We start from the raw sequence: 12,665 nt of genomic DNA, 5'->3' as shown, positions 1-12,665 counted from the left end.
ATCCTTTTCATATATCCATACATGATTTCTATATATATTGTCTTTCCAGTTAGCTGTCCTCTTAACAAATGCTACATTTTTGCCATCATCGCTTATATTGGTACTTGATAAGGTTGGTAATGAAATAATCTCTTCTATACTTAAATATGTTTTTTCACTCACTTTCATCAATGTGCCCCCTTGTAATACCTAGTAATCTATCCCCTCTTCTTTTCATAATAAAGGAAATTGTTCACGAATACTTAAAATGATAACTAAAAATTCAGATAAACAAAAGTAGTTTCATTCCAATTTCGATAAAGCAAAACTTTAATCAGTGGAGGTTTTGTCCATCCCCCACTGATTATTAGTTAAACTAATCGAGCTTTTCCCTTATAATATGAAGAATTTGTTATAACTTTAATTCATTGCTTTTTCTAAATTTAAAATACCATTTCCATATTCAAAGGGAATACCAATTGGATTAGCGGTCTCCTTTAAAATAGTCTCAATTTCTGTATTTGTCATTGTAGGATTTTTTTCTAACAATAAAGCTATACACCCTGTAACATAGGCTGCTGCCATAGATGTCCCACTTTTCATTTCATATTTTTGTCCTGGAGCAGTACTTAAAATATTTTCACCTGGTGCCATTATATCTAGCTTCTTTCCTAAGCTAGATGCAAACCACCTTTCCTGTTGACTATTTATTGCTCCTACGGAAATCACATTATTATATTTTGCTGGATAAGTAATAGAATCTTCGTCAAAGAATCCTGTATTACCCGCCGAAGAAACTAAAATAATATTTTTTTCATGTGCTTTATTTATAGCAATCTCCAAAGCATCTGATTTTTGATATCCTCCAAAACTCATATTAATGATTCTTATATTGTTTTGTATACACCATTCAATCGCTTGAATGATACTACTGTATTTTCCATTCTCTTTTGAATCTAATACTTTTAATGAATATATTTGAGCAGCGGGGGCAACTCCCAACACACCAATTTGATTATCTCTTGCTCCTATAATCCCTGCAATATGTGTTCCATGTCCACTTTCATCACTATATCCGTTTGTTCCTTTAATAAAGGTGAAACTTCTTCTAAGATTTAAATCTTCATGGTTCATGTCTACTCCAGTATCTAATATTGCAATAGATATATTTTTTCCAGTTAAATTATTGTTTTGTTTTTTTATCCTCGGGATATTTAAAAAGTCGATTCCCCAATCTTTTTTTTGTTCTAACGCTTTGACATCTTGATTTTTTTCTATACTTTGTACTTCTGGGTGTTGTTTTAATTCGTTTACTTTATTTTGAGGAATCCTTACATTGGCTATAATACCTAAATATGTTTCTTCGATTGTTCCTCCATATTTTTGTATGAGTTCTTTATGTATTTTGTTATTAAATGTTATTAGATAATTAACTTCTTTACTATTGGCCGCTAAGCTATGTAAAGGAGAAATAATTATAAAAATAAGGATAAGTAAAGTACAAAAAATTTTTTTCATAAATTAACCCCCTAAACTATTTTTTCATTTTTATAAATTTGTTTAATAATGAATCTATTAACACCATAATGATTGACAGTATTAGAGCACCCACAATCGTTAAATGTAAATTTTCTATAAACTTTTCAGTTACAAAATAAAAGATAATCGTATATATCAATATGGCTCCTACAATATTTATAATTCTAGGTAATTTAAAATATCTAGAAAATCCAGTAAAAAACCCCTTAAAAAAGACCTCAAAAATAAAGGTGATTCCCATAGATAAAATAGCTAATAGCATAAGATCATAAAAACTATCAGATTTCAGTAAATGGGGAAAAAAGTTTTCTATACCTAAACAAATAAAAAAAAGTACAACGGATGGAATAATAGTAATACATACAAATATCGATGCTCCTACAAAAGCAGACAGTATAGTCAAGAAATAATTTTCCTTATTCTCAGTTTGTTCTGAGCGGCTCCTATCAAGAATTAAATACATTATCGCCAACACTATTAATAATATTAATAGTGTTGCTAAAAAAATTTTCATAATATCATCCTATCTTCTATATATTTTTATAAAAAAAGGTTCAGTAAATACTGAACCTTTTTTTGCATTTATATTTTATTAAAGGCCAAAGAATAATACAATCCAGTATGCAATTGCTGCTGCATCTGCTGGAGGAATTCCTAAAGATACTAAAAATGTAGCTAAGGCCCACTCCTGAACGTCACCTGCTGTTTCAATCCAATTAGCAATTTTATTTGTATTTTTTGATAATACTTGTTCAGCCTTAGGTGAAATCTTACCAGCTAGCTTTGATACTAACCAACCACCTTTTCGAATGGCTTGTGCTGCTAATTTTGTTTTCCATCCTTGCGCAGAAACATCCCCATCAACATTTGTAACTGACTGTGTTACTGGAGCTGTTGTTTTGTTAAGATTGGGTACTGTTTCAGTTGCTGCAAATGCTGACGTGCTTGGTAAAAGCGCTGAAGACAATATAGCAACTGATAAAACTCCCCCTATTACGGCATTCTTTCTTTTCTTTTTCAAATTACTCCCACCCATTCTATTGTATATTTAAGCTAAAAATACCGGTATTTGCTAGCTCGATAATATCTTACTATAAATAAAATTGAAATAAATCGATTTTGGATAATATTTACAATTAATTAACGAATATTTACATTTATAAACCTATCAGTTTACACTGTTTGATTTATAAGGAGAGTGATCACATTGGATCAAATAACCATATAATCATAGAGATAACGGTAGGCATAGATGCTCCTATATTCAAAATATGTTATATACTCTGAACAAATCCGATACAAATATAACCCCGTTCTAAATTTAGAACGGGGTTATATTTTAGTTATTTAATTTTGGATATAAGATGCTTCACTGTACTTAAAAATATAACAATAAAGTCGTTTGAAAATCTAGTTTTATTCAATAATATCGACCAATTATTGAATAATATGACCGGCGTTTTTAAAACAATTTTATTATCTTTGTACACAGCAATGATTTAACCTACCAATCTCCTACTCAACCGTAACAGACTTAGCTAAGTTACGTGGCTTATCAACATCACACTCGCGGTGAAGTGCTGCGTAGTATGAGATAAGTTGTAATGGAATAACTGCTACTAGCGGTGCTAGTGCTTCGTGTACAGCTGGTAATACGAAGCTGTCACCTTCCATTTCTAAGCCTTTCATTGAGATGATACATGGGTTAGCTCCGCGTGCTACTACTTCTTTCACGTTACCACGAATTCCAAGGTTTACGTGCTCTTGTGTAGCAAGTGCGATAACTGGTGTACCATTTTCAATTAAAGCGATTGTACCATGTTTTAACTCTCCTCCAGCAAATCCTTCTGCTTGGATGTAAGAGATTTCTTTTAGCTTTAATGCACCTTCTAATCCTACGTAGAAGTCTACGCTACGTCCGATGAAGAAGCAGTTACGCGTTGTTGCTAAAAATTGTTTTGCTAATGCGTCCATTTCTTCTTTTTGATCACAAAGTTGTACCATTGCATTTGCTACAAGCCCTAGTTCGTGTGTTAAGTCAAAACCAAGAACTTCACCTTTTGCTTTAGCAATATCTGCAGCTAAAATTGAAAGTACTGCAAGCTGTGCTGTGTAAGCTTTCGTTGATGCAACTGCGATTTCTGGTCCCGCGTATAACGGAAGTGTATAATCCGCTTCACGAGAAAGTGTAGAACCAGGTACGTTTGTAATTGTTAATGCTTTATGACCCATTTCATTTGTTTGTACAAGTACTGCACGGCTATCAGCTGTTTCACCACTTTGTGAAATATAAATGAAGAATGGTCTTTCTGTTAATAATGGCATGTTATAAGAGAATTCACTTGCTACATGCACTTCAACTGGCATTTTTGCAAACTTCTCGATAAATTGTTTTCCAACAAGACCTGCATGATAACTTGTTCCACATGCAATGATGTAAATACGATCGCTATCTAAAATCGCATTGCGGATGTCTTGATCTAATTCAATCTCGCCATTTTCATCTTGATACTTTTGAATTATATTACGGATAACAAGTGGTTGCTCATCGATTTCTTTAAGCATGAAATGAGGGTATGTTCCTTTTTCAATATCACTTGCGTCTAATTCCGCTGTAAACGGTGCACGTTCAATCGTTTCACCTTGTAAGTTTTTAATTGTAATACTTTCTTTCGTTACAATTACAATTTCTTTATCCATTAATTCAATAAATTGATCTGTAACTTGTAACATCGCCATAGCGTCGCTCGCCACAACATTAAAGTTGTCACCAACACCTACTAATAGCGGGCTTTTGTTTTTAGCAACATAAATCATGTTTGGATTTTCAGCATCAAGTAATCCGATTGCATAAGAGCCATGTAAAAGAGATAGCGTATTACGGAACGCTTCTTCTACACTTAGTCCTGTGCTCACTTGTTGTTCCATAAGCTGTACGATAACCTCTGTATCCGTTTCACTTACGAACGTTACATCTTGTAAAAATTCCTTCTTCACTAACTCATAGTTTTCAATTACACCGTTATGAACTAGTGTAAAACGCTTTGATGTACTTTGATGCGGATGCGCGTTTACTTTGCTCGGAACACCATGTGTAGCCCAGCGTGTGTGACCGATCCCCACGCTTGCTGCTACGTTCTCATCTACGATTTCGCGAAGTTTTGCAATACGGCCTTTTTCTTTGTATACAACAACACCGTTCTCTGCTTGTACTGCAATACCTGCTGAATCATATCCACGATATTCTAGCTTTTCTAAACCTTTTAATAAAATTTCCTTTGCATCTTGCTCTCCAATAAATCCTACGATTCCACACATGTTTAGTCGCCGTTACAAATGCTTACACTGCTCTGCGAACATGTAACGACATAGTCCGATACCATTTTTATTTATACTAAAAAACGGATTACATATTGCTAGCCCTGTAAGCTTGTAACGGCTTTCACCTTCCTCTCGATTGGGTTTAAGTCCGTATATACTTATACAGCTAGTTTGTATCCGTTCCTTTTCTCTCATCACACTTTCACCTTTGTCCATTAAGTCACCTTAATGATTTAAGTAAAAGCTTGCGGTTGTGATGAACAACCGGGAGCCATCCGCCGAAATCTCGATAAACCCCACCTCGTCAACTACACTACTTGTAGTTCTGGCGCTTCTATAATTTACAATTTTTCCTTTGAGAAAAAGAACAAGACCATCTTATAACAAACATGGATCAACCGTCAATGAAATTTTTTTCACCATCTATAAAACATATGAAAAAGGAGCACTTATTGTGCTCCTTTTTCAATAAATTTATTAAATTATTCAGCGCCAACTTCCGCTTTCACAACTTCTACAATGCGATGTACATATGCATCACAAACTTCTTGTGTTGGTGCTTCTGCCATTACACGAATAAGTGGTTCTGTTCCAGATGGACGAACAAGAATGCGGCCATCACCGTTCATTTCTTCCTCTACAACACGAATAATTTCTTTAATTTTTTCGTTTTCTAATGCTAGTTTTTTATCTGTTACACGAACGTTTACTAGTAATTGCGGGAATTTTGTCATTTCTCCTGCAAGCTCAGATAATGGCTTTTTCGTCATTTTCATAATGTTTACAAGTTGAAGTGCACTTAACATTCCATCACCAGTTGTAATGTAATCAAGTAAGATAATGTGACCTGATTGTTCTCCGCCCAGATTATATCCCCCGCGCTTCATCTCTTCCATTACGTAACGGTCACCAACTGCTGTTTTATCACTTGTAATACCGTTAGCTTCAAGTGCTTTGTAGAAACCTAAGTTACTCATAACTGTTGAAACAACTGTATTGTGCTTTAGTTGACCAGTTTCTTTCATGTACTTTGCACAAATAAACATAATTTGATCGCCATCAACGATGTTTCCTTTTTCATCTACAGCGATTAAACGGTCACCATCACCATCGAAAGCAAGACCGATATCAGCACCTTTTTCTTTTACTAATTCAGCTAATACTTCTGGATGTGTAGAACCTACTCCATCGTTAATGTTCATACCGTTTGGTGAAGTTCCCATTGTTGAAATATCAGCTTCTAAATCAGCAAATAAGTACGGAGCTAAAGAAGACGTAGCACCATGCGCACAATCTAAAGCGATATGTAAACCAGAGAAATCTTCCTCTACAGTTTGTTTAATGTATTGTAAATACTTTTGTCCACCTTCAAAATAATCACTCACTTGTCCAAGGTTCGTACCTGTTGGACGTGGTAATTCATCCACTTCTTTGTCTAATAAAGCTTCGATTTCTGCTTCTTGCTCATCTGTTAATTTAAAACCGTCTGAACCGAAGAATTTAATTCCATTATCTTGTACTGGATTATGAGATGCAGAAATCATAACACCAGCTTGTGCATCTAACGCTTTTGTTAAATAAGCAACACCTGGTGTAGAAATAACACCAAGACGCATTACTTCTGCTCCAGTTGATAATAGACCTGCTACTAAAGCTCCTTCTAACATATGTCCTGATATACGTGTATCACGGCCGATAATTACTTTTGGACGGTCTGTATCTTTTGTTAATACATAACCACCAAAACGTCCAATTTTGAACGCTAATTCAGGTGTTAACTCCTGATTCGCAACCCCGCGTACTCCATCTGTACCAAAATATTTACCCATTATGATTCGCTCCTTTTTCTGGCTCTTTTTGATTATCTACTGTTGGCTCTTGGCTAGTTTCTTTATCTTTATTTTGTTCCGGTTCCTTCTCCTTTTCCTTTTCTGGATCAGGCTTAGGTTCAGGTTCAGGATTTTTTGGTTTTTCAGTTTGATTATCTTTATTATTATTTGAATTTGGTTGTTCACCGTTACCCTGTACTTCTTTATCTGGATTTTCTTTCTTCACAATTGTGACTTTAGCACTTTTTTGTTTTGGCTCTATTGAAATATTACCAGGGCCACTCACTTGAATAGCAACATCCTTCGTCCCAGGAGACACAGTTTGTAGATTAATCACTGCTGTTATTTGAGCAGCTGTTATTTTATCTACTATACTTGTTTCTCCTGAAATATCAACGCTTATCTTCCCATCTTGCGGCGAAAGTAACTGGGCCGTAACGTCTTTAGAAAGTCCATTTTTTTGAATTGATATACCATCAATCGTTCTTGTTTTCGTTTGTTTTGTTTTTTGTACGCCTACTGAAACCTTCACTTGATTTGGCTTCGCACTTGTGACACCCTTTGGTAATAAAACAGAGGTATCGAATGTTGTAGACTCTGTCAATTGACTAAGATCTACTTCGACCCCCTCTATCGATTGTATATTATCCAATATATCTTTTGGACCTGCTATCGTTACTTCTCTTGGCTCAACGCTAATATTTGTAACGGCCAATCCTTCCGGTAAACTCCCCTTTTTCGCATATGTTATAGGAACAGTTTTTTCAGTATTATTGGCCGTAGCTTGCGTCGCCACATTCAACGTTACACTAATTTTAGATGGACTTGTTCTTACATTTAAACGTTTGCCTTCTTTATTATATAATGTCACTTCGGGTGTTTTTGTAACAGTTTTATTAACACCTTTTAAATCAACATACGCCTTAGCAGATGAAATACTTTCAATTTCTTCTTTCGTCCCAACTACCTCAACCGTATCAGGTTTAATGTTTGATTTTTCGAGTGTAGCACCAGCCGACATCTGATCCTCATTTGATAATTTCAAGTCTACATGAACATATTTTCTCGCTTTTTCATGAAGAGTAATTTTAATTGTTGATGGCTGAACTGTTCCTTTCACATCATCTGGAAGTCCGTTCGTTTTCAAAGAAACTTCATAAGTTCCTTTTTCGCTACCTCTCAAATCAACTGGTATATCAAATTGTTTTTTCGCTTTTGCCGTAGCAACTGCTGCTTTTGGACCCTCTAACTTCACCTTAACGCCCTCTGCCGGAATACCACTTACAATATATTTCTCTTCATCATACTTAACGTTAATAGCATAATTAGTTAATGTTTCTTTCGCATCATTTGCAAAAGGTAGTATCCCCGATGTCGTATTTTTTTCAGTTAAAGTCGCTGACATAAAAAGCATACACGCCAATAGTAATGAGATCCCCTTTAAAAACCAATGATTCTCCATTAACTTATCCATGACGCTTTCTCCTCCAATTCCATAAAGACGAAGAAGTCGTTTTTTCGTTCGCACTAAATTCAGCTAACAACATATCTTTCAGTTGTTCTGTCTTCAAATCACGATGCAACTTACCATTTTTCGTTAAAGAAATTTGGCCTGTTTCTTCCGACACAACTACTGTAATACTATCAGTAACTTCACTAACTCCCATTGCAGCGCGATGCCTAGTTCCTAACTCCTTAGAGATAAATGGACTTTCTGATAACGGAAGATAGCAAGCTGCTGCTTTAATGGTACTTCCTTGCATAATTACTGCTCCATCGTGAAGAGGTGTGTTTGGAATGAAAATATTAATGAGTAATTCCGATGATACGTTTGCATTTAGCGGAATACCCGTTTCTACATAATCACCCATACCGGTCTCTTTTGACAAGGTAATTAATGCACCAATTCTACGTTTTCCCATATATTCCGTTGCTTTCGCTATCGCTGTTGCAACCATTTCAGGCTCATCATCCTCATGAGTTCCAGTACGCGAAAATAAACTTCCGCGTCCTAGCTGTTCAAGCGCTCTTCGCAATTCTGGCTGGAAAATAATAATAACGGCTAAAAATCCCCACGTTAATACTTGTTCAGTTAGCCAATATAGCGTTCGCAATTCAAGGAAAATACTGATCATCCGAACGACAATAATAACTGTAATCCCTTTTAAAAGTTGAACAGCTTTCGTCCCTCGGATTATGAGAATTAGCTTATATATAATAAACCATACAACGGCAATATCTAATGCCGTACTAAGATATTTCAAAATGGTCGTATCTTCAAAAGGCATGCTAACCCTTCCTCCTACTTACGAGCAATTCTATCCATATATTGAAATATTGTTTTATGCTCTATCTGTATGTATTTCCAACAACTAGTTAATTATACCATACATGAAACAAACGACAATTACAAACAACCCCCTTTAGTCTAAATTGGTAAGATGTCAAACATTCTTATCGTACAGTATAATATAAATCATTATTATACGCCTATTTTCAAATAAAAAAAGCAACTTCTCAGTTGCTTTTCTTACATTTATTTTAGTTTTTCACCGAATAAAGAACCCATTAAAGCAACCGCTGTTGTTGCCGTTCTATTTCGCTCATCTAAAATCGTATTTACCTCAACAAACTCGGCAGATGTAACAATATCAGCTTCCGCTAACATCTCCATTGCTAAATGACTTTCACGATAAGATAAGCCACCAATTACAGGTGTTCCAACTCCTGGTGCATCATGAGGATCAAGACCATCTAAATCTAATGATAAATGCACACCATCAGTATGAGATAAATACGCGATTGTTTCTTCCATAACAGCCGTCATACCCATACGATCAATCTCGTGCATTGAAAATACTTTAATACCTTCATTTCGAATAAAGTCTTTTTCTCCTTCATCTAATGCACGTGCACCGATAATTACAACATTCTCTTTTTTCACCTTTGGATATGCCCCGTATAAATCTACAAGCGTGGGATGTCCATACCCTAAACTTGCTGCAAGTGACATACCGTGAATATTTCCAGATGGTGAAGTTTCTTCTGTATTTAAATCGCCATGTGCATCATACCAAATAACACCTAGGTTTTTATAATGTTTCGCAACACCAGCTAATGTACCAATAGCGATACTATGATCGCCACCTAATACAAGTGGAAAACGCCCTTCTTCTATAATATGATCCACCTTACTTGCTAATTCGTTACATACAGTTGCAACTTGTGTAAGGTTTCTTAAGCTTGTATTTACATCTACTTCTTTTTCTCTCTCTATACATATATCTCCCATATCTTTAACGTCATATCCAATTTCTTCAATTCTTTCAATTACACCTGCATAACGGATTGCGCTCGGTCCCATATCAACTCCACGACGCATCTGTCCTAAATCCATTGGAACTCCAATAACTGAGATTTCTTTTTTCATAGATAGTATCCCCCTTTTGTGCCTTCACTAAATATTTTAAATCTTTTATATAGTCTGACTCAACTCGACATTTTTCTGTATGGATATACAAAGTATTCACTTATATCCGCTTCGAAATCCAAATTTTAAGACTATTCCCTGTATAAAGTTAACTTAATGAAGCAACTACTATCATTATTATTAGATAATAATAAAAAACACTCCGCATTTAGAAGTGTTTTTCTGATGCTATTTTCCACACTGCTGCAATATTTTTTGCTGTCATTTCAATATTCTCTTCTGCTACTTTATATGCCTCCTCTAATGTCATCGGACTTGTTGTAATACTAAATACTGCATCTATTCCTTTTGCATGAACAGCCGAATAATTCGGAGATACTGATCCCCCAATCGCAATGACAGGAATATGAAAACGCTTTGCACGCTCCGCAACACCTACTGGGGCCTTTCCATATGCTGTTTGTTCATCTATTCTCCCTTCGCCAGTTATAATTAAATCTGCACCTTCTATATGCTTATCAAAATTTGTATAATCTAATACAATTTCAATTCCTCTCCGCAAGTTTCCCTTTAGCACTGCAATAACAGCTGCTCCCATACCGCCTGCAGCTCCTGCACCAGGTATTTTAGATACGTCGCAAAATAGGTATTGTTTAAGGATATGCGCATAATGCTTTAAATTCTCATCCAGCTCTTTCATCATCTCTTCATCCGCACCCTTTTGTGGCCCAAATACGAAAGATGCTCCCCTTATTCCAACTAACGGATTATCTACATCACATGCTGCTTCTATCTTTATATGCTTTAAGCGTGAATCCATTTGTGAAAAATCAATAGAGACAATCGAATGTAACGTTCCACCAGATGGCTCTATTACTTCTCCTTTTCCATTTATAAACCTGACTCCTAAAGCTGACAACATACCCGCTCCTCCATCATTTGTAGCACTTCCTCCAAGTCCTAAAATGATACGCTCAGCTCCTTCGTCTAGCGCATGTAGTATAAGTTCTCCTGTTCCTTTCGTCGTCGTAATAAGTGGGTTTCGCTTTTTAGCCGGAACGTGTTGTAAGCCTGATGCTGCTGCCATTTCAATAAACGCTGTCTTTTTATCTTTAGACATACCGTAAAAGGCTTGTACGCTCTCTCTAAGCGGTCCTGTCACATGAAATGATATAATCCTCCCGCTTGTAGCATCAACAAGGGAATCGACCGTTCCTTCCCCTCCATCTCCAATCGGTATTTTTACGTACTCTGCTTTAGGAAAAATTGCTCCAAAACCTCTTTCAATAGCTTCACATACTTCTATAGCTGTTAAGCTTTCTTTATATGAATCAGATGCAATAACAACTTTCATAATTATCCCCATCCTTTATTTTCACGTTTTCTCCATTTTAAATGACAAGTATGAAAGTTGTCTTTTTAAACACAAAAAAAGCTTACATCATATGATGTAAGCTTTCTCTATTAGATGGAGCCTAGCGGGATCGAACCGCTGACCTCCTGCGTGCAAGGCAGGCGCTCTCCCAGCTGAGCTAAGGCCCCTTAGTAATTAAGCGGAAGACGGGATTCGAACCCGCGACCCCAACCTTGGCAAGGTTGTATTCTACCACTGAACTACTTCCGCGAAAATGGTGAGCCATGAAGGACTCGAACCTTCGACCCTCTGATTAAAAGTCAGATGCTCTACCAACTGAGCTAATGGCTCGTAAATGGCTGGGCTAGCTGGATTCGAACCAGCGCATGACGGAGTCAAAGTCCGTTGCCTTACCGCTTGGCTATAGCCCATTAATATTTACTAGTATGGTTATCTTTTCAAAAAAATAAACCCTCTCAGGTTATTTTAAAGAAAATGGTGGAGGGGGGCAGATTCGAACTGCCGAACCCGAAGGAGCGGATTTACAGTCCGCCGCGTTTAGCCACTTCGCTACCCCTCCGACATTTAAAATATATATGGTGGAGGATGACGGGATCGAACCGCCGACCCCCTGCTTGTAAGGCAGGTGCTCTCCCAGCTGAGCTAATCCTCCAAAAGTGGTGACCCGTACGGGATTCGAACCCGTGTTACCGCCGTGAAAGGGCGGTGTCTTAACCACTTGACCAACGGGCCAAAAAAGTTTTAAACCTATTCCCAAGCTTCCAACCGGGCTTGAACCGGTGACCTCTTCCTTACCATGGAAGTGCTCTACCAGCTGAGCTATGGAAGCATAATGGCTCCGCAGGTAGGACTCGAACCTACGACCGATCGGTTAACAGCCGATAGCTCTACCACTGAGCTACTGCGGAATAATATTAGCCTGGCAACGTCCTACTCTCACAGGAACAAGGTCCCAACTACCATCGGCGCTAGAGAGCTTAACTTCCGTGTTCGGTATGGGAACGGGTGTGACCTCTCTGCCATCATTACCAGACTTTTATCATTATAAACATTTCTTTCGAAATGTCAAGAAGAAAATTATATATTCCTTCAAAACTAGATAACATTGCTACATATTATATGGTTAAGTCCTCGATCTATTAGTATTCGTCAGCTCCACATGTCACCATGCTTCCACCTCGAACCTATCAAC

The 12,665-nt window shown here is 36.7% G+C and carries 10 protein-coding genes, 9 tRNA genes, 1 rRNA gene and 1 pseudogene; all 21 read right to left on the bottom strand.

The window, feature by feature from the left end; genetic code table 11:
- A pseudogene (locus MR079_RS25150) lies at nucleotides 1-168 on the bottom strand (TolB family protein); the annotation flags it as partial.
- Between the two features lie 231 nt (nucleotides 169-399).
- Nucleotides 400-1,497: a S8 family peptidase gene (locus MR079_RS25145; RefSeq protein WP_242294841.1), complete on the bottom strand. Its 1,098-nt coding sequence runs from the start codon at nucleotides 1,495-1,497 to the stop codon at nucleotides 400-402.
- A gap of 16 nt (nucleotides 1,498-1,513) precedes the next feature.
- Nucleotides 1,514-2,032 (bottom strand): hypothetical protein, encoded by a 519-nt coding sequence (locus MR079_RS25140; protein WP_242294840.1) that lies wholly within the window; start codon nucleotides 2,030-2,032, stop codon nucleotides 1,514-1,516.
- 78 nt (nucleotides 2,033-2,110) lie between these two features.
- Entirely contained in the window at nucleotides 2,111-2,539 is a 429-nt protein-coding gene (locus MR079_RS25135; protein ID WP_242294839.1) for a hypothetical protein, read from the bottom strand.
- 494 nt (nucleotides 2,540-3,033) lie between these two features.
- Nucleotides 3,034-4,836, bottom strand: coding sequence for a glutamine--fructose-6-phosphate transaminase (isomerizing) (glmS, locus tag MR079_RS25130; RefSeq protein WP_139869587.1), 1,803 nt, complete (start codon nucleotides 4,834-4,836; stop codon nucleotides 3,034-3,036).
- Nucleotides 4,837-4,848: 12 nt separating this feature from the next.
- Nucleotides 4,849-5,034: a hypothetical protein gene (locus tag MR079_RS25125; protein WP_001208183.1), complete on the bottom strand. Its 186-nt coding sequence runs from the start codon at nucleotides 5,032-5,034 to the stop codon at nucleotides 4,849-4,851.
- Nucleotides 5,035-5,321: 287 nt separating this feature from the next.
- A complete protein-coding gene (gene glmM, locus MR079_RS25120) occupies nucleotides 5,322-6,668 on the bottom strand; it encodes a phosphoglucosamine mutase (RefSeq protein WP_000521482.1) in 1,347 nt (448 codons plus the stop codon).
- Nucleotides 6,661-8,142: a CdaR family protein gene (locus tag MR079_RS25115; protein WP_139869586.1), complete on the bottom strand. Its 1,482-nt coding sequence runs from the start codon at nucleotides 8,140-8,142 to the stop codon at nucleotides 6,661-6,663. The genes glmM and MR079_RS25115 overlap by 8 nt, the downstream gene beginning before the upstream one ends.
- Nucleotides 8,135-8,956 (bottom strand): diadenylate cyclase CdaA, encoded by an 822-nt coding sequence (gene cdaA / locus MR079_RS25110; RefSeq protein WP_001115700.1) that lies wholly within the window; start codon nucleotides 8,954-8,956, stop codon nucleotides 8,135-8,137. Before cdaA ends, MR079_RS25115 begins: the two co-directional genes overlap by 8 nt.
- Before the next feature lie 248 nt (nucleotides 8,957-9,204).
- Complete coding sequence (rocF, locus tag MR079_RS25105) at nucleotides 9,205-10,098, bottom strand: arginase (RefSeq protein WP_000711569.1); 894 nt, start codon at nucleotides 10,096-10,098, stop codon at nucleotides 9,205-9,207.
- A gap of 208 nt (nucleotides 10,099-10,306) precedes the next feature.
- Nucleotides 10,307-11,452 carry a glycerate kinase gene (locus MR079_RS25100; protein ID WP_139869585.1) on the bottom strand — a complete coding sequence of 382 codons (1,146 nt, stop codon included), beginning with the start codon at nucleotides 11,450-11,452 and terminating at the stop codon, nucleotides 10,307-10,309.
- A gap of 115 nt (nucleotides 11,453-11,567) precedes the next feature.
- Nucleotides 11,568-11,640, bottom strand: a tRNA-Ala gene (locus tag MR079_RS25095).
- Between the two features lie 10 nt (nucleotides 11,641-11,650).
- Nucleotides 11,651-11,722 (bottom strand) — tRNA-Gly (locus MR079_RS25090).
- A gap of 5 nt (nucleotides 11,723-11,727) precedes the next feature.
- Nucleotides 11,728-11,803: transfer RNA gene (locus tag MR079_RS25085), tRNA-Lys, on the bottom strand.
- 5 nt (nucleotides 11,804-11,808) lie between these two features.
- Nucleotides 11,809-11,883 (bottom strand) — tRNA-Gln (locus tag MR079_RS25080).
- A 65-nt stretch (nucleotides 11,884-11,948) separates the two neighbouring features.
- A tRNA-Tyr gene (locus tag MR079_RS25075) sits at nucleotides 11,949-12,032 on the bottom strand.
- A gap of 17 nt (nucleotides 12,033-12,049) precedes the next feature.
- Nucleotides 12,050-12,125: transfer RNA gene (locus MR079_RS25070), tRNA-Val, on the bottom strand.
- Nucleotides 12,126-12,130: 5 nt separating this feature from the next.
- Nucleotides 12,131-12,205 (bottom strand) — tRNA-Glu (locus MR079_RS25065).
- 24 nt (nucleotides 12,206-12,229) lie between these two features.
- A tRNA-Thr gene (locus MR079_RS25060) sits at nucleotides 12,230-12,302 on the bottom strand.
- Nucleotides 12,303-12,306: 4 nt separating this feature from the next.
- Nucleotides 12,307-12,381: transfer RNA gene (locus MR079_RS25055), tRNA-Asn, on the bottom strand.
- 9 nt (nucleotides 12,382-12,390) lie between these two features.
- Nucleotides 12,391-12,506: ribosomal RNA gene (gene rrf / locus MR079_RS25050) — 5S ribosomal RNA — on the bottom strand.
- Between the last annotated feature and the right edge of the window lie 159 nt (nucleotides 12,507-12,665).

It is taken from the genome of Bacillus cereus group sp. BfR-BA-01381, assembly GCF_022663555.1.
Classification (GTDB): domain Bacteria; phylum Bacillota; class Bacilli; order Bacillales; family Bacillaceae_G; genus Bacillus_A; species Bacillus_A pacificus.
Note: the sequence above shows the minus strand (reverse complement) of the source record. Positions and strands in the feature narration are given on the sequence as shown.